We start from the raw sequence: 22,661 nt of genomic DNA, 5'->3' as shown, positions 1-22,661 counted from the left end.
AAACCATGTTGTCCTTCAAAGGCTTCAAAGCCAAAGACCTTTGCGATCCGCACTTGCGGGCAACTCGGCGAACTTTCTTGCGGGTCGGTGGCTGTGGGATGTTAGGATTGTCACTGCCGACGCTGCTGCAGTTGCAGCAGACCCGCGGAGAGGAAACGTCGCTTGGCGGACCGGGATGGGGGAAAGCGAAGAGCATTATTTTGGTTTACTTGCAAGGCGGCCCAAGTCATTTGGATCTTTGGGATCCGAAACAGAATGTCCCCGATAATGTGAAAAGCATCTTCAAGCCAATCAGCACCAAAATCCCTGGCGTCCAATTCACCGAGAACTTGCCAAAACTGAGCCAGGTCAACGACCGTTTCACGATGATTCGCTCGATGTCTTACACGCCGAACGGCTTGTTCAACCATACGGCTGCGATCTATCAGATGATGACCGGCTATACGACGGACAAGGTCAGCCCCTCCGGCCAATTGGAACCGCCGTCGCCAAAGGATTTCCCCAATTTCGGCAGCAATATCGTCAAGATGCGACCAGTTGATGAACCCATGCTGCCATTCGTGATGCTGCCTCGACCGTTACAAGAATCCAACGTGATCGGCAAAGGTGGTACCGCGGGTTTTCTCGGGAAGTCCTATGATCCCTACACGCTCTATCCCGCCGGCGATGACATGGACATGAACAAGATGGATCGGATCCTCATCGATGATTTGCGACTGCGACCCGAGGTGTTCAGTGTTCGGCTACAACGCCGAGCAAAGTTACGTGAACTGCTCAACGCTCAAATGCCAGAGATCAACAAAGCCGTCGAGTCATTTGAGTTGGACCAATACTACGACCAAGCGTTGTCACTGATCGTTTCCGGCCGAGCACGTGATGCATTTGACCTCTCAGCGGAGAGCGACGCGACTCGCGACGCCTACGGGCGTAACACATTTGGGCAGAGTTGTTTGTTGGCTCGCCGATTAGTCGAAGCGGGCACGCGTGTGGTCGAAGTGGTTTGGCCGAAGGTTGCTAATAGCGACAACCATTCTTGGGATCACCACACGGGGTTGAGCAAGCGGATGAAAGATCAGTCGGCTCCTATGCTTGACAGCGGTTTGACCACCTTAATCACCGACATGGATGCGCGAGGCTTGCTCGAAGACACCCTTGTGATTGCAGTTGGCGAATTTGGCCGCAGCCCTCAGCGCGGGGTCAGCACCAGCGGCAATAACAATAGCGATGATGGTCGCGACCATTGGCCGTACTGCTACACCGCCGTCATGGCGGGTGCCGGATCAAAACGTGGCTATGTGCACGGCAAGAGCGACAAGACCGCGTCCGCCCCTCTGGAAGACCCGGTCCATCCGGCTGAATTGTTGGCGACCATCTACCACAGCTTTGGAATTGATCCAGCAACCATCGTCTACAACCACTTGAATCAACCACGTGAATTGGTCAAGGCCGACGCGGTCGGTGCGTTGTTGACGTAGGCAAGAGCCCCGTTTCTTATTCGTTCTTGTCAATCCACACGATGCACGCTGGCAACAAAGTCAAGTTGACCACCGTTCCAAGCAGCAACGTCGCGGCGACCAAGATGCCAAAGGTTGCCGTCGGCACAAACTCACTTGTCGATAAGACGCTAAAACCGATCACCAACGCGGCCGTCGCCAAGAGAATGGGGACTCCCACGTTCCCAGCAGCATGTGTCGCCGAGGCAACGGTGGTGTGGCCGCGTTGGCGCAAACGTCGGTACCCAGCCAGCAAATGGACCGAACCATCGATCGTTAAGCCGATCGATACCGCTGCGATCATCGTTGCCCCCATGTTGATCTTGCCGCCAAACCATCCCGCTGCGGCCAACACCACAAACGCGGGCAGCAGATTCGGTAAGAGTGCCGCCAAAGACAGTCGCAGCGACCGAGTTGCCATCCATAGCAGCAGCCAGACAAGGACGGCAGCAACCAACAGACATCGCCATTGATCGCCCACCAATTGAGCAACCAGTCGTGACATCAGGACGTAATATCCGGTCACTCGCGGAGGCGTACTCGGGCCATCACCCAGTGCTTCTTGCCAGGCCTTTGTTGAAGTGTGCTCGGCAACGATCTGTTGAACGCGACGGATCAATTCCGTTTTTTGCTCGGCCGGTAACTGCTCTTCACTGCGCAGCATGATTCGCAGCATTTTCGGACTCTGCGAATCCTCGGTCAGCAGCGCGTCAACGAAATGGGACATCGCAATTCGCATTGCGGAAAGCCGCACCGAGGGTGGCGTGATCCGCAACAACGGTGCGAGACTGGCGACCAAATCTGCATCAGCCATACTCAACACCTTAGTCAACTGTGCACCATTCGCGTCAATCTGTCGCAGCCTGTTCTCGAGTTCAATGACTTGTTTAAAATAATCTCGCGTCCATTCGCTTGGCGCTGGCAAGACGATATCCCAAACTCCAGCACCGCCAAAGTCCTTCTCGACTTGTTCATAAGCGACAACGATTGGGCTGCTAGAACGAAAGTTGTTCAAGAAACTCGTCTCCGGCGTTACGTTCCAGGTTCCGATGATGCAAAGCAGCATCACAACACCGGCACCGGCCATCACCGCTCGGCGGCGAGCAACAAACAGGCAAGCCAGACGAATGCACTGCCGACGGGTCCATCCGGTCGCCCGTCTCTGAATTCGCTGGAGGGACGACGCAACCCGCAAATCAGGAAGCATCATCGCGGTAGCCGCAAAAAGCAAGATCGCGATGAAAACAGTGACCGATGCGATTGCGATCATCATTCCAAATTGCCGAACGGGCAAAATGCGTGACCACGCTAAAGCGGCAAACCCAGCCGCATCCGTCATGCACGTCCAAAAAATGGGGACCAGCAGCAGAGCAAACGATCGACGGCACGCTTCCTTGGTCGACCGTCCCTTGACGCGTGCTTTTTGAAATCGAACGCCCAAGTGCAGCACCGCAGCAACGGAAATGACGGTGACGATCGCCGTCATGATCGTAGAGACCAACGATCGATGGATACCAAATGCGACGGAAGTTGCCTCAGCGACCACAACCGACCAGACCACCACCACGGCGGTCAGCAGCACAAATCGAAAATCGAGCAATGTGAAGAGGACAACCAGACTAAGCAGCAGCAACGTTACCGTGGCCAATTTGCGACCGTCTCGTTCAATCAAGTCGAAACCGTCGTTGATCAAGACCGGTTCTCCGACCAACACAGCATCGCTTACCTCACCAGGATACCGCTTGGCCAACAAATGGGCCAAACGCTGCATTCCAGCGATCGTCTCCGGCGGATGATGGGGATCCAACATCGCGACGACCGCAGCAAACGAATGGTTGCGAGAATGCGTATAGCCTGAAAAGATCAAATCGATGCCTCTCGCGACCGCATTGTTTTTTTGTGCAAGCGATGGCTGGAGGGATGATCTCGAGAAGAACTGCCCAGGCCGGATCTTGTCGACCACCGCATTCAGTGTCGACGGAGACAAAATCCCATTGACTCCTGGCAAGCCCTCGACCGACTGCGAGATTTCTTGGTTTCGGATCATTCCCTCACGAGACATCAAATTCGCGTCACGATAGACGAGCATCGCGACCGCATTTCCTCCGAACGATTGCTGCAACTGCTGATAGTCGAGCAAGGTGGGATCATCAGCAGCGAACAGATTGGTAAGGCTCCGATCGAGCGTCAAATTGCGAGAAAAGGGCAACGCAATCGCGACGATCACCAGTCCCAAAATTGCGAAGTGCGTACGAGATCGAATCAGCCTCTCCGTGACTCTCGCGACAAACGGTCTGGAAACCTCTCGTTTGATCATCATGCTCACTCGCGGCAAGTTCGCCACGACGTTACCCTTAATCCTGTTCGTCTAAACAAAATCCAATACTTCTACAAATCTAACGTGTCTGAAATTGCGATCCGTACGATGCACTTACCGAACCGCGGTTTTTTCGCTGCTCGCATTCACGCTCATCGTCCGTGGATCCGCGTTGCTGGTCAATCCTGACCAACTTCGTCAAGATCCCGACGCCTACAAGCTGATTGCTGAAACGTTATCCACGACAGGCGTTTTCGGTTTACCCTCGCCCAGCGATGAAGCGGCGAATCCGACAGCCAAGGCGACCGCATTTCGGCCACCGCTTTATCCCTACGTGCTGTCCTGGCTCGTGACCGATCAAGGCCTCCACCTTGGCCTCGTTGGTCTGCTGCATGTTGTGCTCGGAAGTGTTACGGTTGCATGCACTCTATCGATAAGTCAGACATTGATCGACGGGGGGCGAATCGGGCTGGTCAGTATCGTGGCCGCAGGATTGGTCGCCGTGGACCCCATTTTGTTGCAGCAATCGAGCCTGGTCATGACCGAGACTTTGGCGGTGGCGCTTGCGAGTGGGGTGATTTGGCTCTGGGCCAGCAAGCTGGTGCCGTTTCCAAGCATTGGCTGGGCCATTCTGCTGGGACTCTTACTGGCCCTGGCCTACCTGTGTCGGCCCACCTTTTTGGTTTGGGCTGTTTTGTTGATTCCTTGCCTTTTGTGGTCTACTCGCACATCTTTTCGCCACCGCATGCTGATGCCCCTCGCTGCGGGCGCGGTCGTGGCGGTAACGGTGGGGGCTTGGACCGCCCGAAATGTCCGAGCGGTCGGTCATCCGGTCTGGGCGACCACACATGGCGGCTACACGCTGCTGCTGGCGAATAACCCCTCCTTTTACGAATACTTGCGTGACGGATCTTTCACACAAGCTTGGGATGCGAGTCCCTTCTTGGCTGCTTACGATCACCGGTTTGAAGGCGATCCCAATCGCCTCGAGTTTTGGCAACAAGACTGGGCGGATCGACCGGTCGCGATCAAAACTCCCTCATCAATGACGGAGCACGGAGAGGACCAAGTCGCGTACGAGGCTGCGATGGCAACGATCAAACGCCAGCCCAGGATGTTTGTGTGGTCATGTGTGGTGCGGCTGGCCCGGTTGTGGACCCCGATGCCCCATTCGACCCCCGCTCGCTCGTGGCTTCCCATCGTCGCCGTGACCACCTACTACGGTGTATTGTCGATCGCGTTTGTGGTCGGGCTCGGCCGCATCGGGCGCCAAGTTTTTGATGCAAGATGGTGGGCCATTCTAACCCTGTTCCTTACGCTGTCTGCGGTTCATGCGGTGTATTGGACCAACATGCGAATGCGATCACCTGCGACGGCCGGTTTGGCTGTGATCGCTGCTCGTGGGTTGATTCGTCATCGAAGTGAACCCAATCCAACGCCGTGATTGGCGCTTCGCACACCTGACTGAATGGATGAACCACCCTGTTTCCGATACGATGGGCAAGGCGAGACGTTTCATCCACGGTTCCCGCGTACGTGTTGTTCTTAAACGTGCACAGGATTCGCGTTTCACGAGTCACAGCCGCCGCAAAGACGCTGCTCGAGGGCCTTGGAAGTGGGGGTGATCGACAGTCCTCCTAGTGCCGTACAGCGTAGTTCACGTGGCATCGATTGGCTGATCTGGCGGTGGGCGTCGAGAACTTCGTCGAAGGGAATCAAGGCATCGTACCCCGCCAGCGCCATGTTGGCACTGACCAAGGCATTGGAGGCGCCGGAAACATTGCGACCGAGACATGGCGCTTCGACTCGGTTGGCTACCGGATCGCAAACCAAGCCCAGCACATTTTGCAGCGCCAAACTGGCTGCCGAAAGGGATTGGGCTGCATTGCCGCCCATCATTTCCACCAACGTGGCAGCGGCCATCGCCGACCCCGCCCCCGTCTCAGCCTGGCAACCTCCCACTTCCGCAGCAAAGCTGGAACGGAGGGCAACAAACACGCCAATTAACCCGCCCGAGAGCATCGACCTCAGCGTCGGGCCATCGTCGAGGCTCAAGGCGTCCGCTGCTGCGAGACAGGTCCCAGCAAAAAGGCCGCAGGAACCGGCCGTTGGGGCGGCGACAATCACTTCCATTGCCGACTTGGCTTCCATCAGTGCGGTCACATAAAGCACCATGCGGTTGAGCATCCCGCCGTCAAGCAGCTGCCCCTGATCCCACGCTGACCGAAAGCCAGCGCTTTGATTGCCCAGAATACGGTCGCCCCAATCGGTGCCGTTGAGACCGGCGTCGATACTACCTCGCATGACGTCGCGAATTTTGCTCATCTGCGAAAGTACCTCGCTCTCATCCAGGCCACCTCGGGCGCATTCGTATTCGAGCGCCCAAGCCGATAACGGACGCTGTGTCGGGTCGGCTTGGGCGGTCATCGCCGCCACACTCGAAAACGGCAACCGCAGCCCCGATGGCGTTGGGACCGGAAGCACCCGGTTGAGCCGACGCTCCCAGAGCTCATTCCCCTGACGTTCCAGCGCGACCCCCTTCCCAATTTGCACTCGCAGCGCCCCGTCCGCTCCGCCGAAGACGTGCGCGATTTGATCACCGAACAGCTCGACGTCCAACGCGTCGATACGATGGACCACGATCATCCCGCCTCCCAACGAGTCGGCTTCGAGTACATGCGTGGCGCCCAGTTCCCGATTGGTGACGGTCAAGCGATAGGTGTTGGGATGCGTCGCGCCGATAGCTCGCACGACAATTTCCACCTCCACGCCCTGCTCGACAAGCGCCTTGTGCCCCTCCGGTAAACGCGGGTCATCCGCTTCCCAGCCAAGCAGCCCAGCAAAAAGTCCCAAGTCGGACCCTTGACTCGCATGCGTGGTAGCAAGCGAGCCGTTGGGGTCAAATTCAATCAGCGCATGATCCACGTGGCCTCCGGCGAGGTCTCGTGCTAATCGAGCAATGCGGACCGAAGCCGCAGAGTGTGAACTGGACGGGCCCCGCATGATGGGGCCGAGGACATCGTTGAAGATGCTCGCAGGAAGGGTCGATGGCATCGGGTCATTCCAATCATGATGGGGTTTTGTCAGCTACGGCACCGTTTTCCGGATCTGACGGACAGTCGTTGATTGTTTTTTCCATGTCGCGTCACAGATTCCGCATGCCCAGCAACCTTGCTGGTTTTTGACTTGAGGTCCACCGATATCTCATCCGAAAACGTGCCACAGACCAAGCACTAACTGACAAGACAGGTCACGCCTGCCGACAGCCGCAACGAACGGATTTTCATGTCTCTTTGCTATGCGATTTTGGACAGTGTGTTCGATCCCCGAATCCCAATTCTACAGGATCACGATTCTGGGAACGGACGGATCTTGAAGCTCTCGCCACAACAAAAATCGACCCCTTATCAGAGATCGAAAAGTGGCGGGCACTGCGAACGCGAGCAGAGGGGCAAAACTCCGAAAACGCTGCCTAGGGCCTTCGTGGACGCCTCGCTCATTCGAGAATCATGAGATGTGCCGCAGGGAGGGCGTATCCGTCATTGCGCTGATCGCCGTCAGCGACTCCTTTCTCCACAGATGCCCAGGGCGGGACTCGAACCCGCACAACCTAACGGTCGAGGGATTTTAAGTCCCTTGTGTCTGCCAATTCCACCACCTGGGCTGGTTACCGCACTCTGCGTTTTGCTTAAGCAAGACATTGTACAGACTATTTAGAGTTTGGGAATGTTCGGTCGATTCGAGACCGCTCGCTAGGACCTTCCTCAAATTGGCTTTCCGCACTCTTGACAGAACTTGGAATCCTCCTCATTCAATTTCCCGCATTCTCGGCATTTTAACATGACCACTCTCTCCGGTTTTCCTGCACCCAGTTCAACCTCGGCCTCCTCCAACGCGTCCTTCACCATGCCACCGGCCATACGACTATAAGGTTCCAGTTCGGATCGCGCCTGCTGCGGATTCAGCACGACTCCGGACCCAGCCAATCCTCGCGCGCCAATGCTACGAATGATGTTACCGACGATGAGCAGCGCCATTCCACCAACACCGCGAAACATGCTGGATCGAGCATTGGACTCAAAGTTGCTGAAGTCGCCGAAGTTCATTGCCGCGGTGACGAACACAGAGAAGAACATCAAGCCACCTATCACGGTCAGGCCTATGCCAAAATAGTATGCGGTCTTTCGCTCGCCTGAGATCTGCTTTGTCAACTTATTCTCCTCTGCCGATCGCACGTTGAATATTGCTGCGGCACGTGGATTTCCACAAACCCGTTGCAGAATCAATCACATCGACGACCAAGATGGATTGTAGATCGTGCGACGACCCAAACGCAAGCTTGCAGAAAGGCATTATTAGGTGCCACCCACCAAATCGACAGCTGGTTTTCGTTGTGGTAGATTGATGACTTCCTTGGACTACTGGAGACTTGCCCATGCCCCGCCCTACTCGTCTGGAACAGTTTGATCCCGGTGATGTTTGTATAAGGCATTATTAGGTGCATTATTAGGTGCCACCCACCAACTCGACAGCTGGTTTTCGTTGTGGTAGATTGATGACTTCCTTGGACTACAGGAGACTTACCCATGCCCCGCCCTACTCGTCTGGAACAGTTTGATCCCGGTGATGTTTGTATTGTCCACGTTGTGCAACGATGTGTCCGACGGGCGTTTCTAGCCGGGGTCGACCTAGTTTCTGGCCAGGACTACTCGTTTCGCAAAGAATGGATACGCAGAAGAATGGAGGCGTTGGCCTCTGTCTTTGCCGTCGATGTGCTCTCCTACGCGGTCATGAGCAATCACCTGCACCAAATCCTCCGCAATCGGCCTGATGTGGTGGCCGCTTGGAGTGATCGCGACGTTGCGATCCGCTGGCTCAAGGTCTTTCCTGGTCGTAGGATCGACGAGCACTTGGCTGAACCGACCGAAAATGACGTCATTATGCTGGTTCAGGATGCAGAGCGATTGGCGGAAGTACGCAAACGACTATCGGATATTTCTTGGTTCATGCGGGCTTTGGCGGAGCCGATCGCGAGGATGGCAAACAAGCAAGATGATTGCACGGGGCGTTTTTGGGAAGGTCGCTTTAAGGCACAGCGAATCGTCGATGAAGCTGGATTGTTGGCTTGTTCAATGTACGTTGACTTGAACCCCGTTCGGGCTGCGATGACGGAAACCCCCGATGCTTCACCACACACTTCGGCATACGACCGAATCGAAGGCGAGCTAGGCAAAGAGATTTCTTCGGCAGCCTTTGACCTTGTTCCGATACCGACCGAGCAAGCAGGCAAGGAAATGAGGGAAACACCGGTGGATGAGCTTCGCAAAAAGCGAAAAGCGAAGAAGCAGAACCCGAGTGGCCGGCGTGTGCGACGCGATAGCTGGCTGGCCCCGCTGACAATGCATCCTGAGAAATTGTCAGCGGATGCCGAAGTTCATAAGGATGGACTGCGGGCGAGTGATCGTGGCTTTTTGAATCTATCGATGCGAGACTACTTGCGACTGTTACGCTGGACGGCACAGCAACGTGTCGATGGGATCGTGGCAAAGATCCCCACATCCCTTGGCAGGACGCTGTCGGACGTGGGCATTGATGCGTCGATGTGGCGTGATTTGGTCTGGCATTGGCAGCGTTACTTCGGCAAATCGTCTTGTGCGGGGCGACCTGACACGATGCGAGCTGAAGCGGAGCGAACAGGTCACCGGTGGTATCGAGGCCAGCAATCGGCATCGGCCTGTTTTGTCAGCTAGAGATAGTTACGAAGCCTTCGCGATTCCCGGGGTAGAGGCTTCGCCGCGCGCCCGAGACGGTTGGCTGCTGATTTCCTGGCATGATCCCGCCCCCGAACGCTGCGAGACCATTGCGTGACGCATTGGCGAAGGAATTCCGGGTTCGAAAATCCGGTTTCGGTCGCCCTCCGCACCCGCAATGGGTATCATCGCGTCTCAATATAGTGGCTGGCACCTTTTAGGATATTTTCTATGCGAGGATGCCTGTACCATGGGCCTGACGCAACCCACCTGTCTAATCCATTGACGCCGAGCGAGAGCCTGGAGCATGCAACCTGAAAACCCTGAGGTCGGTGCCAACGACACTGGCATTGCTTTGCCAAAGCCTGAGGAAATGCCCTCCTGCCTGCCCAAGACGATGCGAGCGGTTGCCTACGACCGATATGGCTGCGCCGACGTGCTGCGATTGACGGAAACAAGAACTCCTCTGCCCAAGCCGGGCGAGTTGATCCTTCGGGTTGTCGCAGCGGGCGTGAATCCCATTGACTATCGATTGCGTCGCGGGGACGCACGCTACATCTTACCGGGCGGCTTCCCCAGAATTCCTGGCTACGATGTGGCAGGAACGGTTCTCTTCGCACCGAGCACGTGCGGTGTTATGCCGGGCGATCGCGTGATGGCTTTTCTGGGCGACAAGTACGGCGGTGGCTACGCCTCCTATGCCAGGTGCTCGGCCAACGGCGTTTCGAAAATCCCTGATTCGTTGTCCTTCGAACAGGCCGCGGCGATACCGTTGGCCGCTAGCACGGCGCTGCAATCTCTGCGAGATCATGGGAAAATTCGCTCGGGCACGCAGGTCCTGATCAACGGGGCAAGTGGTGGCGTCGGAGCATTCGCGGTCCAAATCGCCAAGGCCTATGGCGCGGAAGTGACCGCCGTTTCGAGTGCTGCAAATGAATCTTTTGTTCGCTCGATCGGAGCGGACCACTTCATCGATTACAAGCAGTCAACGTTCACCGATTCCAACCAAATATGGGACCTGGTGTTCGATGTGGCTGGAAAAAGCAGTTACTCGAAATCGCGGAACGTGTTGAGTCGAGGCGGTCGATACGTTTCCACCGAACCGAGTGTTTCGGGGGCGATCATGAGCATCGCAACCAAACTCCTCTCAAAAAAAGGGACGATCATGCTGGCTCGGCCCTGCCGAGAGGACCTTCGTGAGTTGGTGGAACTGATCGAAGCGGGGAAAATGAGTGTCACTATCGACCGGCTGTTTCCTCTCCAGCAGGCCGCCGACGCCCACCGTCGGATCGAAACGGGAGTCGATCGCGGGAAGATCGTCATCCAGGTTGGGCAAGAACCGGCGCCGTGAAGTCGAGTAACGAGCAGGTCGCCGCCATCTCGCCAAGCATCGCTTATCGAGCAAGCCGCTTGGGCACCGGAAATTCGAGGACAAACTTGGTGCCGCGGCCGAATTCGCTTTGAACGCTGATCCGGCCACCGTGTGCTTCGATAATCTTCCGTGCGGTGGGTAGCCCAAGCCCCGAACCGCCATCCTTGGTCGTATAAAACGGCTCAAACATATGCAGCACGGTATTGTCATCGACGCCACTGCCCGTATCGATCAAATCGAGTGCGACCCCTGTGCGAGTGGTGTAGGTGCGCGCCCACAGTTGGCCACCCGGCTCCATCGCTTCGAGCGCATTTTTGACCAAGTTCATCAACGCCGCTTGTAGCGAATCGCTGTGCAGCAGGATCGCCGGCAGGTCCGGATCAAGGTATTTTTCGATATCAATGTCGTCCATGTCGGCTTGCGCCTGGTAAGCTCGCAGCACCGTTTCGATCTGATCGTTCAAGTTGCCGGGGACCAAATCGATGTCGCGAAGTCGAGCGTATCGCAGGAAGTCACGCAGCAGCGACTCCATTCGCTCGCATTGTTGGCGGACGATATCGACCCGATCGAGCGATCGACGTCTAATGGGCGATTCAATTTCAGTCAAATCTTCGCTTAGCAGATCAATATTCATATGGATAACCGACAGCGGATTCTTGATCTCGTGAGCCAACGACCCGGCTAGCTCGGCCAGTTCTTCGTATTGAGCACGCATCGAATCGACGTCGGCGGTGTGTTGCGAGGTTGGCATGAAAGTCAGGGTCAGAGGAAAGAATCGCGGGCGGGCTGAAATCCATCAGTGAATTTCCCTTACAATAACCTCTCGGTTGCGATCTTGGCACGGGATAATCGATGGAACCAGAAACGAACGTCAATCCATATGCTCCGACCGTCTTGGATAGCAGCACGACGGTGATCGAATCGCTGCCTACGGTACCGCGGTTGGTGACGACGTGTTCGGTCGTTTTCAACACAATCGTGATGGTGATGGTTTCAGGCGGTTTGTTTGGCGTCACGGTGGTCGGTTTTTCCTTGCTGAGCGTCCTATTCATGCTAAGTGGCTCGGAAATCCCCGAGTTCTTCGCCTCGATGTTCATGGGGGCCGGGTTAGCTTTTGTGTTTGGGGCGTTGTTTGCCGCGTTTGCTGCCCTGCCAGTCGTGCCCGCATGCGCTTGGATCAGCGTCTGGCGTGCTCCCAGCGGTGGACCCTGGACGCCTCGGTCCATTCGACTGTTCGGCAGCTGTGCCGGTGGCTTGTCGGGGTTTGCTTGCTTGGCGGTTCCTGGCTTGCTTGCAGGAGAATCAGAGTCCTTATTGTTCGCGCTGCTTCCGGCGGTGTTTGCAGCGATTTCGGTACCGCTGCTCCTGCACCGATTCGCTCGCCGCTGCCAAATCGCATTGGACCAGCAAGCCAGTGACGAACACATCGAGTCGACGTTGCATCCGCTGTCACCGGGCAATTCTGCGTCGCCATTTCTGCCCCCTGTTGATTCCCCGCCATCAGAATTAACCTAACGACTCACAATCCTATCGAGATTGCTTCGCCTGCCCGTTTTCTTTCACAACGCCTCATCGATTCACATGTCCACTGCTGCTTCGGAAACGACCAACACTGACCCCTATTTCCAATCCTTGTTCGCCGATCGCATCGGCGGGGCGAATTACGGCAAGGACAACGAAATCTACAAATTCGAAAAGATCAAGCGAGCCAAACGCAAAGCAATGGCAGAGCATCCCGATCGCAAATTGCTGGACTTTGGGATCGGCGAAAACGATTGCATGGCCGATCCCTCCGTTCGCAAGGTGATGAACGAAGAGGTCAACAAGCCCGAAAACCGTGGCTACGCGGACAACGGGATTATGGAGTACAAGCAGGCGGCAGCTCGATTCATGCAGCGTCGGTTCGGCGTCACCTTGGACCCGGCTACCCAGATTAACCATTCGATCGGCAGCAAGCCGGCCTATGCGATGTTGCCGGCTTGCTTCATCAATCCTGGTGATGTGACGTTGATGACGGTCCCCGGTTACCCCGTCGCAGGGACGCATACCCGGTACTACGGAGGTGAGGTTTTTCGGCTTCCCCTGCTTGCTGAAAACAAGTTCCTGCCCGACATGGACGCGGTCCCCGAGGACATTTATCGGCGCACGAAGATGCTGGTGCTCAACTACCCCAATTCGCCAACCGGAGCCACGGCGACGCAGGCCTTTTACGAAAAAGTGGTCGCGTTGGCCAAGGAAAAGCAGTTCGTGGTGGTCCAGGATGCGGCACACATGTTGTTGACGTTCGATGGCAAACCACTCAGCTTTCTGCAAACACCCGGGGCTATGGATGTCGGCGTCGAAGTCCACTCGATGAGCAAAGGCTACGACATGATCGGATGGCGAATGGGATTCGTGTGTGGGCACGAGCGAATTGTGTCTGCATTTGCCGATGTGAAAGACAACAGCGACAGCGGACAATTCATGGCCACTCAGAAAGCGGCGGCAGCGGCACTTGACAACGACGCGATTCCCGATCGGATCAATGCCAAATATCGTCGTCGGCTCGAAAAACTGGTCGCTACACTCAACGAATGTGGCTTTGAATGCCAATTGCCGGGTGGTACGTACTTCTTGTACGCCCAATCACCGAGCGGCACGAAGTCGGGAGCCTCGTTCGCGAAAGCCGAGGATGCCACTCGCCACTTGATCGAGCAGTTTGGAATCGTCACGGTACCTTGGGATGATGCTGGATCCTTTTTGCGATTCAGTGTGACCTATGTCGCCGACACCGAAGCGGACGAAGATGCCTTGATGCAAGAAACCAAGAATCGTCTCGGCGACGCGGGGCTGGTGTGGTAGAGAAAGCAGCCCGCTTTTCGCTCCACACTTCCCAACCGTTCCGCACCCCCCAAGAAACGTACGCAAACCGCCGGTCTGATCACGCCATTCCGTTGGCGACTGTACCCTTGAACGATTCGGCACCACGCAAGCCAGCCCAGGCCTACGCCGGATGATTCATCCGTCCCAAACCTATTCCCCGCAACGCTTTGTATGCAATCAGCTTACACCGATTGAGTCAAAAAAAGACTGCGCACGTTGGAGTCGTAGGCTTGAGCCGATTCAGCAAGGATCCAGTACGCAATCGGCTAAAGCCTACCAATCCAACGAATCATCCAGCCTAGCAAACGCAAAACAAGCCCTCGTAAGCAGGCTAACGCCTGGACTCCAACGAGGGCTCGTGGGATTTCTGGAGCGGGGATTTCTTGAGAAAGGGGCGGCGTTCTACGCCTTGGCGCCTGCTTCCTTTACCAACTTGCTCAAGCGGCTCTTGGTTCGTGCAGCAGCGTTCTTGTGGATCACGTTCTTACTGGCAGCTTGATCAAGCTTCTTTACAGCAATCCGAAACGCCGTCTGAGCTTTTTCCGCGTCACCTTCCTTGGCAGCTTCGCGTACGCTGCGGATGGTCGAACGCATGTTGCTCTTGGTCGCTCGGTTGCGCAATCGCAACTTGCCGTTTTGGCGGAGTCGTTTCTTTGAACTTTGGGTATTTGGCATCTTTGGTTCTGGTTCTCTCGGCGGACGCTCCCGAACAACCCTCTAATTGGGGTATCGGCGGCACCCGGATGGACACATAAGAAATGGATCGGTTTCGATAGTATGCCAAGCTGGCCGCCATCTGTCCAGAGTCACCGAAAAAGGTGAAAATGGACCCGATGAGTGGAATGGTGTACTTGATTGGCGCAGGCCCCGGTGACCCCGGGTTATTGACGCTGCGCGGTGCCGAGTTGCTCGGTCGCAGCGACGTCGTGCTGTATGACGGATTGAGCAATGTCGAATTGTTGCATCAGGCCCCTTCGGCCCAGCATATTTGCGTCGGAAAGCATGGCCAGCAAAGAATTTGGCGACAAGACGAAATCGCCAATGCAATGATCACTCATGCCATGGCGGGACGCACCGTCGCCAGGCTGAAGGGAGGGGACCCAGCGGTTTTTGCGCGAACGACCGAGGAGGTCGATGCGTTGGTCGATGCGGGCATTCGGTACGAAATCGTCCCGGGAATTACCGCGGCACTCGCTGCGGGATCGTATGCAGGAATCCCCATCACACACCGAAAACTGGCATCGGCCGTTGCCCTGGTCACTGGCCACGAGGAGCCGGGGAAGGCGGAATCGGCGCTCGACTGGGACGCCTTGGCCCGTTTTCCGGGAACGCTCGTCATCTACATGGGGGTCACCACCGCCGGACACTGGACCCGATCGTTGATCGATGCAGGTAAATCGCCCGGCACTCCCGCAGCGATCGTGCGACGCTGTAGTCTTCCGGACCAACAAACGTTTCACTGCCGACTTGACGAGGTGGCGGATCGTTTGACGCCCGCGAGCAAAATCCGACCGCCGGTGATTGTCATTCTCGGGCCTGTCGCGGAGCTTGCCGAAACACGCAGTTGGATCGCACCGCGACCGATGCTGGGGCGAAGCGTTCTGGTCACGCGCCCATCGGATCAAGTCGATCCGTTGGTGGGGCTGCTGCGGGACCTCGGTGCAACCGTCCTGGTTCAACCCGCGATCGCCATCGGACCTCCGACCGACTGGGCCGCGGTGGATGCGGCGATCCGCCAGTTGCACGAACAGGACTTTGTGGTTTTTAGTAGCCGTAACGGCATCCGTTTTTTCTTGAATCGGGTTCTTGCTCTCGATCTCGACACGCGCGTGTTCGCAACGTGTCAAATCGCTTGCGTCGGGCAAAAAACGGCGGAAGCACTCCAAGATTTTCACTTGCGTGCCGATTGGATTCCCAAGGACTTCCGCGCCGAATCGCTTGCCGAAGCCCTCTCGGACCAAGTCAGCGGAAAACGAGTCCTACTGGTTCGCGCCAGTCGTGGCCGAGACGTGCTGGCAAGATCGCTAAGCGCGGCCGGGGCTGAAGTCAGCGAGGTGACCGCATACCAGCACACGGACGTGGTTTCCGCGGACGCGAAAATCCTTGAGCTCGCCTCCGATGGAAAAATCGATTGGATCACCGTGACGAGCAGTGCAACGGCTGAGAATCTGCATCGCATGTTCGGTGCATCGATAAAGCATTCGCGTGTTGCCAGCCTGAGCCCTGTGACTTCGGAAACGTTGCGATCCCTTGGCTACACCGTCGACGCCGAGGCGAACCCCTACACGATGCAATCGCTTGTGCAGAAAATTCTCGAAACAGAAGAAGGAAAATAGATGACATTGAGAACCTCTCAAGCATGTCTTTGCCTGTGCTTTCTACTCATGATAACGATGGAAGCGGCGGAGCTTGCTGCAGCCGACTACAACACAGTCGTTGACGTTGGAGACACCGCGCCCGAGTGGAAAAACTTAATCGGGACGGATGACAAACCGCATTCACTTGCTGATTTACAGGATCGCGATGTCGTTGTTGTCGTCTTCACCTGCAATAGTTGTCCCTACGCGGTCGATGCAGAGGACCGTGTGATCGCACTGCAGCAAGAGTATGAATCAAAAGGTGTCGTGGTCGTCGCGATCAACGTGAACACCAACGAAGAAGATCGGATGCCGGCCATGAAACAGCGGGCGGCAAAAAAGGAGTTTCCGTTTTCGTATTTGTTTGATGAGTCCCAGCAGATTGCGAAAGACTACGGTGCCATCCACACGCCTCAATTTTTTGTCTTGGACAAGGATCGAAAGATTGTCTACATGGGCTCGTTGGACGACAGCCCTGATGGCAAGAAGGTCACCAAGCACTATGTTCGTTCGGTGATCGAGTCGCTTTTAAAAATGGAAAGGCCTGAGATTTCGGAAACCGTCCCTGTTGGATGCGGAATCCGCTTCGAACGCGAGCGTCGACGGCGTTCACGTTAGCTTTGCTCGGAAAGAATCCAGCCGCCAGAATCCACCTACCAGAGATATTTGATGATTCCGAAACCCTATCGACAGATGCATCAAGATTTCCCCGAATACATGCAGGCGTACGAGTCGTTTGGCGAAGCCGCGCGAAGCGTAGGTCCGCTCTCCGCCAAGGAGGTTTCGCTCGTCAAGCTTGCCATCTCAATCGGCGCGGGACTGGAGGGAGCGGCACATTCTCACACTCGCAAAGCGCTCGAGGCGGGGTGCACACCCGCCGAGCTGAGACATGTTGCGATGGTCGCCGCGCCAACGATTGGGTTTCCGACGATGATGCGAGCCCGGTCGTGGGTCGAAGACGTGCTGCGCAAGCAAGACAATGAATAGCCGATTGCTAGGCATCGTACTGGTCGGAGGTCGATCGTCGCGGATGGGCACCGACAAAGCGAAGTTGCTCCATCCGAGCGGAATGACGTTTCTGCAACATGCGGTCGGGCGGATGCGAGAAGTTTGCGGTCAGGTTTGCATTTCGGGTTCGGCGGCGGAGTCGGAAGGTACGGATGCGTCGACCGGTTGCTCGATTCTGCCCGATCCCGTCGCCTATCGAGGTCCCGTCACGGGGATCGCTGCTGCGGTCGACCTGGCCGCCCAGCAGCAACAAGAAGGATGCTTCGTCACGCCTGTGGACATGCCTGACTTGACCGCAGAGCATCTCCGGGGGTTGCTGCACCGTTGGGACCAGTTCCCAGAGATGATCGTGTGCGCGACCACTGAAAACCACAACTCCATCCAGCCGTTGGTTGCGATTTACCCCACTCGATTGCAAAACGAACTCCATCAACTCGCTCACAGCGATCAGCGAAGCCTGTTCCGCTGGATCCGCACGCAACCGTATCAAGCGGTGCCGCTTCAACAGACCGCATGCAAGAACGTCAATACGCCCACCGACCTCGAGGACACTCTGCCAAAGCGATGAACGACACAGCCCCCGAAACCGCCGTCGGTGAACTTGCCGCCCGGTTGAACGTCATGGCGAAGCAAAGCAATGCCGAACCGGTCACAGGTCGAATCCTTGGATCGGACATCGTGGCCGATCGCCCAAGTCCAGCGGCGGACGTTTCTGCAATGGACGGGTATGCAATTCGACTGAGCGACCTCGACCGTGATCCTGTGCCCGTGACGGGAGAAAGTGTTCCTGGATCGCCTCCGCCCCGAATGACGGAAGGCGGCGTTGTCCGCATTTTTACAGGTGCCATCGTCCCTGATGCATGCGAGGCGGTGGTCAAACGCGAAGACATCGAAGAGACCGAACATGAAATTCAGTTCCGTGCTTCGGCGCTGCAGACGCGATCGGGGGAAAACATCCGTCGAGCCGGCGAGAACGCGTCCACAGGGAGTGTCGTGTTGCGCGGCGGGGTGAAACTCGACGCAGCAAAAGCTGCGGTGATGGCGAACTTTGGTGCGTACCAAGCCGATTGGTTTGCGCCCGTTCGACTTGCCATTCTCACGACCGGTGACGAAGTCGGACGGTTCCAATCGGTTCCACCCGAGCCGTGGCAGTTACGAAACAGCAATGCCGTTTCGTTGACGTCATTGGTGTCGGCTCATCCATGGATCGAAGTGATTGCCGTGGAACATTGCCGAGATCACCGCGATGCGCTCGCGGAAACGGTTGCCCAATGCATGAAGACTTCCGACGCAATCTGGGTCACGGGAGGCGTATCCAAAGGGGATTACGATTATGTGCCAGAGGTGATTGCCGAGAACGGTGGCAAGATCGTGTTCCATGGGCTTCCGATCCGGCCGGGGAAACCCATCCTCGGGGCCGCAACGGATGAAGGGAAGCTACTGCTCGGTTTGCCCGGCAATCCCGTTAGCGCGACCATCGGTGCGATGCGATTTGGGATGCCGTTGCTGGCAAAAATGAGTGGTCAGACGGATTGGAATCCACCACGCCCCGTGGTTCGGCTTCAAAATGCGGGCCGAAAAACGTTGCCGCTCCATTGGATGCGGCTTGTCAAGCTTGTCGGCCAGGGTGTCGCGGAACCGGTGCAAAGCCAAGGTTCAGGAGACCTAGTTTCACTCGGCCAAAGCGATGGGTTCATCGAAGTCCCTTCAGGCGAAGCAGGGCAAGGCCCCTGGCCCTATTACGCCTGGTGACCTTGACCAGTGGACCGTCAAGGTTAAAACTGCGAGTTGGGACGTAGTGGACTTCGCCAGAAGTCCCTAACAACATTTGAGTGACGGATTTCTAGCGAAATCCACTACCTTAGAATTCAATGCTGACGGTCTGCTACGAGCCCAATTCAACGTCAATTTTGGCTTCGTTGGCCGCTTCACGGAGCTTGGACAAGGCCCGCGCTTCGAGTTGACGAATTCGCTCTTTGGTGACGCCCATTTCTTCGCCGACCTCTTTCAGCGTCAGCGGTTCATTTCCGCGTCCGAGTCCGAAACGTGCCGTGATGATTTTTTGTTCGCGTTCGTCTAAGCGATCCAAAATCTTCGAGAGTTCACGCTGACGTGACCGCTGGACCGTTTCCTCGGCGTAGGGATCAAGCCGATCGTCCTGGCGAGCCAAGAACAGTTCTTCGGTCGTGGTGCGGAATCGATCGCGGTGCTTGAATTCGCTCGGGATGGTGCGGGCAAAGTTCTTCATGATGGCCCAGGAAGCGTAAGTGCTGAACTTGTTGCCTCGCGAGTAATCAAACTTTTCCACGGCCCGAATGAGCGACATGTTGCCGTCACTGACCAAGGAAAAGAAGTCGTCGGTGCTCGCCACATGTCGCTTGGCGATCGAAACCACCAATCGCAAATTGCACTGCACGATCTTGTTCTTGACCCGAACCGCTTCTTCGTACAACGAATCGATTTGATCCATCACGGCCGACTTTGCACTGCCCGCCGTTTCGAGGCTCTCACGAAGCACACTGGTTCGGTGCTTCAAGTAGTTCATTTTGCGGAACAAGTGATACTCTTGGTCCCGGCTGAGTAGCGGAACGTCATACAATGCTGCTAAGTAGCTGGGCAATCCGCTGGGTACCCGAGCCTTGCGGGGTGCAGCGCCTGTTTCCGGCACCGGCGCCAAATACTCTTGTTCTCGACTGGCATCATCAAAGTCTTCGTTGTAGATGTAGTCGAGTGGCAATTCCATCACATGATGCATTCGCATCTCCAGCAAAATCCGCTGGATACTTGAGCGCGTTCGCTTGAAACGTTTGCACAGTTGGGCCGTCGTTGCACCGTGAACCGAGAGCTTAAAGATTGCTCGCTTGTCATCCTCGGTAAGGGTGGCACGATGATTGGGGAAGATTGCCAATTGCTGATGATCGGCATCGAAGTTCTTCAACGTGTATCGTACGGTTTCTGGGCTGCGATCCATTTGTTCGGCCAATTGACGCGTCACGTCTGAAAAGCTGGCCCCACCCTCAACCAACTGGCGAGCGCGTTCGATCATCTCGCTTTTTTCGTCATCGGTCAGTTGACTGAACCGTTCACCACGGCGAATTTTTTCGCGGTTGGCGGCGACAAAGGACTCAACGCTGCTGTGCAGGAAACCGACCCGTTTACGGCCACCGAAAAGCAACTTGCGGCTGACCAGTCCCGAATCACGCCATCGGCTGATTGTCTTGGTCGACACGCGGAACATTTTGCTCAAATCTTCAACGGTGTGGACCGGTTCGGTAATCTCGGTGATCGAGACCTCGGCTGAATCGCTCAGGTCTTCGATCAACAACCGCAGGTCGTGCTTGAGATCGACCGCTTCGATATTGTGTCGGCCCGGCTTTTCGGGCCGGTAGTTGGTGATGCGAAAGCAAAGGTAGTCAAACGAATACGGGCGGTCGGGCTCGATTTCGGCATAGAGCTTTTCCGCCAATCCCGCTTGCTCGACCTTCTTCGCCTTGGGGGCAAATCGGGTCAACTGATCTCGAAGTTCCTTTACCTTTGCGTCGCGATATTCTTCGTGCATCGCCATGGTCCCTACTCCCAGTGCTGTGATATCCCCTGTCGATGTTATCCCTGCGGCCCCGGCGGGTCGCTCGACTGGATACCGGTATTGCCCGGGTATCGCCCTCTCCCTAGGACGAAAACTACGTGCCTCCCTCAAGCGTCAGCGAATCATCATGACCCAAGTCACGACAATTCGAACCTCGTGGAGACCGCTGACGACTCCTTGCCGTCAGCCAACTAACTTAATACGCGTGGAACGATAACCTCGTCCCTTCATTTGACCAGAAAAAACTGCCAAGAGTTCACGAATTTTCGCCTGTTTCACGTATTCTTACATGATTTGGGGAACTTGGATCGTTCCGAGTTGAAAAGAACGATCCAGCTAACGCAACTTGGCAGTCGTCTAACTGACCAGTTCAATCACAGAGGAAATAGAGTGCCAAAACGAACAAATCGGAGAAGAATCATGCAGCAAGAAGCAGTAACGTGTTGACCGACCACGACTTACCCCCAACCTGTCTATAATAGCCGCTCAGCCCCCCCGTCCGCCAATAGTCCAGTTCGATTGTAAAATTTTCCGAAAGTTTGCAACTCGGAGTCCTTTTTGGAACCCCTGTCGCAAAATGCGACAGGCTCGCGCCGGACGCATTTCATCGCATCGATCGATTCCGTGGCGTCGGGTGACCGAGCCGTTCAACCGGACATCGATTCTCGCCCTGACCGGTGCGTCCTTGGAGCGGGCAAGAATGGCCCAAGTTACTCCGCGATGATTCGGCCGCTGATTCTTGCATCCGCAGACGACGACCCAACAAAAAAGTCGATGGGTCCTGGTTCGAGCGTGAAACTCTTGCTCTCAACATCCCAATAGGCCAGATCTTCGGCGCGAAGCAGTAGCGAAACTGCGATGGTTTCGCCCTGGGGAACAAACACACGCTGGAAGCTCTTCAAAGCGATCCGCGGTCGCTCGACCTTGGATTGCGGGAAGCGAACGTACAACTGGACCACTTCGTCACTGTCCACATTCCCTGTGTTCGTCAGATCAAAGCCAATCGTGACCGACTCCCTTTCCCGAAGCGTTGAGGGGCTACTTACGTTCGAGTAGTCGAAGGTGGTGTAAGCCAGGCCATGTCCGAACGGAAACAGCGGATCGTGCTGGTCGTACATGTACGTTCGACCGTTGCGAATATTGTAGTCCAAGAGGGGAAGCAGATGATCGATCGACGACGACCAAGTTTGGACCAACCGACCTGCGGGACTGGTTTTGCCAAACAGTACATCTGCCAAGCCGTTGCCAAGTTCTTGGCTGGATTGCGTCAGATGCACAATCGCAGGGACATGCTGTTTCGACCACGCAATGGCATACGGGAAGCTTGAGATGACGACCAATACGGTGTTTGGGTTGGCTGCTTTGACAAGTTTCACAAGGTCCTCTTGCTCGAGTGAAATCGCCTCTCGGTCGACCTCTTCGCGGCCATCGCTTGCCACCACGTTCTTTCCCCAGCCCAAACCGTGACTTAGCGGGTGATTGCCAACACAAACGATCGCGACCTCTGCGTTCCGTGCCGCGTTGACCGCTGCGTCGCCCTTGTTGTTGGCTGCATGAATCACTTGAACCCCCTCACCGACGGCATCCTTTGCGCCAAACCGATCGCTTGAGGGAACGTTGTGGTCGGGGAGGCCCCCTTTCCGGTGCGGGCCCAGTTCGCCGGCCCGCTCAGCGCGACCCCATGGAGACCTTCGATGATGATGCGGACGGGGTGGTTGATGCCCAGCCGGGGAACAAACGGTTGCGTCGACAAGCAGTCAATTTTTTCCTCAAGCGTCAGTAGCGAAACAAGGTTTTCGAGACGTGCATCGTCCGTGAGCGAAGTGTCTTGAAAGGGATAGTCCTGAGAAAAAAGATTGGCGACAGATAGAAACGATAGGAAAACGAATAGAATTCTCTTCATGGTCTTTTTCTTG

At 56.1% G+C, this 22,661-nt stretch carries 19 protein-coding genes and 1 tRNA gene; 11 read left to right on the top strand and 9 right to left on the bottom strand.

Going from position 1 to position 22,661, the window contains the following annotated elements:
* Positions 1 to 5 precede the first annotated feature (5 nt).
* A complete protein-coding gene (locus Poly41_RS17280) occupies positions 6 to 1,475 on the top strand; it encodes a DUF1501 domain-containing protein (RefSeq protein ID WP_146527981.1) in 1,470 nt (489 codons plus the stop codon).
* Positions 1,476 to 1,491: 16 nt separating this feature from the next.
* Here Poly41_RS17280 and Poly41_RS17275 read toward each other — a convergent pair whose 3' ends face one another.
* Positions 1,492 to 3,813, bottom strand: a complete 2,322-nt coding sequence (locus Poly41_RS17275) for an efflux RND transporter permease subunit (protein ID WP_146527980.1) — start codon at positions 3,811 to 3,813, stop codon at positions 1,492 to 1,494.
* A 91-nt stretch (positions 3,814 to 3,904) separates the two neighbouring features.
* Here Poly41_RS17275 and Poly41_RS17270 point away from each other — a divergent pair, with 91 nt between their 5' ends.
* Positions 3,905 to 5,254 carry a glycosyltransferase family 39 protein gene (locus Poly41_RS17270; protein WP_146527979.1) on the top strand — a complete coding sequence of 450 codons (1,350 nt, stop codon included), beginning with the start codon at positions 3,905 to 3,907 and terminating at the stop codon, positions 5,252 to 5,254.
* Between the two features lie 125 nt (positions 5,255 to 5,379).
* Here Poly41_RS17270 and Poly41_RS17265 read toward each other — a convergent pair whose 3' ends face one another.
* From Poly41_RS17265 to Poly41_RS17255, 3 genes are all read right to left on the bottom strand, one after another.
* A complete protein-coding gene (locus tag Poly41_RS17265) occupies positions 5,380 to 6,864 on the bottom strand; it encodes an L-serine ammonia-lyase, iron-sulfur-dependent, subunit alpha (protein ID WP_231615730.1) in 1,485 nt (494 codons plus the stop codon).
* A gap of 526 nt (positions 6,865 to 7,390) precedes the next feature.
* Positions 7,391 to 7,474, bottom strand: a tRNA-Leu gene (locus Poly41_RS17260).
* Between the two features lie 100 nt (positions 7,475 to 7,574).
* Positions 7,575 to 8,021, bottom strand: a complete 447-nt coding sequence (locus tag Poly41_RS17255; RefSeq protein WP_146527978.1) for a zinc-ribbon domain-containing protein — start codon at positions 8,019 to 8,021, stop codon at positions 7,575 to 7,577.
* Positions 8,022 to 8,396: 375 nt separating this feature from the next.
* Between Poly41_RS17255 and Poly41_RS17250 the strand changes: the two genes are divergently transcribed.
* Together Poly41_RS17250 and Poly41_RS17245 are read left to right on the top strand one after the other, a co-directional pair.
* A complete protein-coding gene (locus tag Poly41_RS17250) occupies positions 8,397 to 9,560 on the top strand; it encodes a transposase (RefSeq protein WP_146527977.1) in 1,164 nt (387 codons plus the stop codon).
* Between the two features lie 307 nt (positions 9,561 to 9,867).
* Positions 9,868 to 10,911: an NAD(P)-dependent alcohol dehydrogenase gene (locus tag Poly41_RS17245; protein ID WP_231615729.1), complete on the top strand. Its 1,044-nt coding sequence runs from the start codon at positions 9,868 to 9,870 to the stop codon at positions 10,909 to 10,911.
* 43 nt (positions 10,912 to 10,954) lie between these two features.
* Here Poly41_RS17245 and Poly41_RS17240 read toward each other — a convergent pair whose 3' ends face one another.
* Positions 10,955 to 11,683 (bottom strand): sensor histidine kinase, encoded by a 729-nt coding sequence (locus Poly41_RS17240; protein ID WP_146527976.1) that lies wholly within the window; start codon positions 11,681 to 11,683, stop codon positions 10,955 to 10,957.
* A gap of 101 nt (positions 11,684 to 11,784) precedes the next feature.
* Between Poly41_RS17240 and Poly41_RS17235 the strand changes: the two genes are divergently transcribed.
* Together Poly41_RS17235 and Poly41_RS17230 are read left to right on the top strand one after the other, a co-directional pair.
* The gene (locus tag Poly41_RS17235; RefSeq protein ID WP_146527975.1) at positions 11,785 to 12,447 is read left to right on the top strand and encodes a hypothetical protein; all 663 of its coding nucleotides are present in this window, start codon (positions 11,785 to 11,787) and stop codon (positions 12,445 to 12,447) included.
* 66 nt (positions 12,448 to 12,513) lie between these two features.
* Entirely contained in the window at positions 12,514 to 13,773 is a 1,260-nt protein-coding gene (locus Poly41_RS17230; RefSeq protein ID WP_146527974.1) for an LL-diaminopimelate aminotransferase, read from the top strand.
* Between the two features lie 423 nt (positions 13,774 to 14,196).
* Here the strand turns inward: Poly41_RS17230 and rpsT are convergent, their stop codons facing one another.
* Positions 14,197 to 14,469, bottom strand: coding sequence for a 30S ribosomal protein S20 (gene rpsT / locus Poly41_RS17225; RefSeq protein ID WP_146527973.1), 273 nt, complete (start codon positions 14,467 to 14,469; stop codon positions 14,197 to 14,199).
* 149 nt (positions 14,470 to 14,618) lie between these two features.
* Between rpsT and cobA the strand changes: the two genes are divergently transcribed.
* The 5 genes from cobA to Poly41_RS17200 are packed head-to-tail and all read left to right on the top strand — an operon-like array spanning position 14,619 to position 18,911.
* Entirely contained in the window at positions 14,619 to 16,130 is a 1,512-nt protein-coding gene (gene cobA / locus Poly41_RS17220; protein ID WP_231615728.1) for a uroporphyrinogen-III C-methyltransferase, read from the top strand.
* Between the two features lie 48 nt (positions 16,131 to 16,178).
* Positions 16,179 to 16,769: a thioredoxin family protein gene (locus tag Poly41_RS17215; protein ID WP_231615727.1), complete on the top strand. Its 591-nt coding sequence runs from the start codon at positions 16,179 to 16,181 to the stop codon at positions 16,767 to 16,769.
* Between the two features lie 51 nt (positions 16,770 to 16,820).
* A complete protein-coding gene (locus tag Poly41_RS17210) occupies positions 16,821 to 17,138 on the top strand; it encodes a carboxymuconolactone decarboxylase family protein (protein ID WP_197231405.1) in 318 nt (105 codons plus the stop codon).
* Entirely contained in the window at positions 17,131 to 17,727 is a 597-nt protein-coding gene (gene mobA / locus Poly41_RS17205) for a molybdenum cofactor guanylyltransferase (RefSeq protein ID WP_146527971.1), read from the top strand. The genes Poly41_RS17210 and mobA overlap by 8 nt, the downstream gene beginning before the upstream one ends.
* Positions 17,724 to 18,911 (top strand): molybdopterin molybdotransferase MoeA, encoded by a 1,188-nt coding sequence (locus tag Poly41_RS17200; RefSeq protein ID WP_146527970.1) that lies wholly within the window; start codon positions 17,724 to 17,726, stop codon positions 18,909 to 18,911. The genes mobA and Poly41_RS17200 overlap by 4 nt, the downstream gene beginning before the upstream one ends.
* Positions 18,912 to 19,044: 133 nt before the next feature.
* Here Poly41_RS17200 and Poly41_RS17195 read toward each other — a convergent pair whose 3' ends face one another.
* The 3 genes from Poly41_RS17195 to Poly41_RS17185 all read right to left on the bottom strand — a co-directional run bounded on the left by Poly41_RS17195 (position 19,045) and on the right by Poly41_RS17185 (position 22,648).
* Positions 19,045 to 20,718 carry a sigma-70 family RNA polymerase sigma factor gene (locus Poly41_RS17195; RefSeq protein ID WP_146528241.1) on the bottom strand — a complete coding sequence of 558 codons (1,674 nt, stop codon included), beginning with the start codon at positions 20,716 to 20,718 and terminating at the stop codon, positions 19,045 to 19,047.
* Between the two features lie 737 nt (positions 20,719 to 21,455).
* The gene (locus Poly41_RS17190; RefSeq protein ID WP_146527969.1) at positions 21,456 to 22,307 is read right to left on the bottom strand and encodes a glycoside hydrolase family 3 C-terminal domain-containing protein; all 852 of its coding nucleotides are present in this window, start codon (positions 22,305 to 22,307) and stop codon (positions 21,456 to 21,458) included.
* Positions 22,304 to 22,648: a hypothetical protein gene (locus tag Poly41_RS17185; RefSeq protein ID WP_146527968.1), complete on the bottom strand. Its 345-nt coding sequence runs from the start codon at positions 22,646 to 22,648 to the stop codon at positions 22,304 to 22,306. Before Poly41_RS17185 ends, Poly41_RS17190 begins: the two co-directional genes overlap by 4 nt.
* Positions 22,649 to 22,661: the final 13 nt, after the last annotated feature.

The sequence above is a fragment of the Novipirellula artificiosorum genome (genome assembly GCF_007860135.1).
Classification (GTDB): domain Bacteria; phylum Planctomycetota; class Planctomycetia; order Pirellulales; family Pirellulaceae; genus Novipirellula_A; species Novipirellula_A artificiosorum.
The sequence above is the reverse complement of the archived record's forward strand: the minus strand, read 5'-3'. Positions and strand labels throughout refer to the sequence as shown.

Bases quoted from the DNA above. Each gene is read 5' to 3' on its own strand.
- Poly41_RS17280 (WP_146527981.1), top strand. From the start codon at position 6: ATGTTGTCCTTCAAAGGCTTCAAAGCCAAAGACCTTTGCGATCCGCAC.
- Poly41_RS17275 (WP_146527980.1), bottom strand. From the start codon at position 3,813: ATGATGATCAAACGAGAGGTTTCCAGACCGTTTGTCGCGAGAGTCACG.
- Poly41_RS17265 (WP_231615730.1), bottom strand. From the start codon at position 6,864: ATGCCATCGACCCTTCCTGCGAGCATCTTCAACGATGTCCTCGGCCCC.
- Poly41_RS17250 (WP_146527977.1), top strand. From the start codon at position 8,397: ATGCCCCGCCCTACTCGTCTGGAACAGTTTGATCCCGGTGATGTTTGT.
- Poly41_RS17245 (WP_231615729.1), top strand. From the start codon at position 9,868: ATGCAACCTGAAAACCCTGAGGTCGGTGCCAACGACACTGGCATTGCT.
- Poly41_RS17240 (WP_146527976.1), bottom strand. From the start codon at position 11,683: ATGCCAACCTCGCAACACACCGCCGACGTCGATTCGATGCGTGCTCAA.
- Poly41_RS17235 (WP_146527975.1), top strand. From the start codon at position 11,785: ATGGAACCAGAAACGAACGTCAATCCATATGCTCCGACCGTCTTGGAT.
- Poly41_RS17230 (WP_146527974.1), top strand. From the start codon at position 12,514: ATGTCCACTGCTGCTTCGGAAACGACCAACACTGACCCCTATTTCCAA.
- rpsT (WP_146527973.1), bottom strand. From the start codon at position 14,469: ATGCCAAATACCCAAAGTTCAAAGAAACGACTCCGCCAAAACGGCAAG.
- cobA (WP_231615728.1), top strand. From the start codon at position 14,619: ATGGACCCGATGAGTGGAATGGTGTACTTGATTGGCGCAGGCCCCGGT.
- Poly41_RS17215 (WP_231615727.1), top strand. From the start codon at position 16,179: ATGATAACGATGGAAGCGGCGGAGCTTGCTGCAGCCGACTACAACACA.
- Poly41_RS17210 (WP_197231405.1), top strand. From the start codon at position 16,821: ATGATTCCGAAACCCTATCGACAGATGCATCAAGATTTCCCCGAATAC.
- mobA (WP_146527971.1), top strand. From the start codon at position 17,131: ATGAATAGCCGATTGCTAGGCATCGTACTGGTCGGAGGTCGATCGTCG.
- Poly41_RS17200 (WP_146527970.1), top strand. From the start codon at position 17,724: ATGAACGACACAGCCCCCGAAACCGCCGTCGGTGAACTTGCCGCCCGG.
- Poly41_RS17195 (WP_146528241.1), bottom strand. From the start codon at position 20,718: ATGCACGAAGAATATCGCGACGCAAAGGTAAAGGAACTTCGAGATCAG.
- Poly41_RS17185 (WP_146527968.1), bottom strand. From the start codon at position 22,648: ATGAAGAGAATTCTATTCGTTTTCCTATCGTTTCTATCTGTCGCCAAT.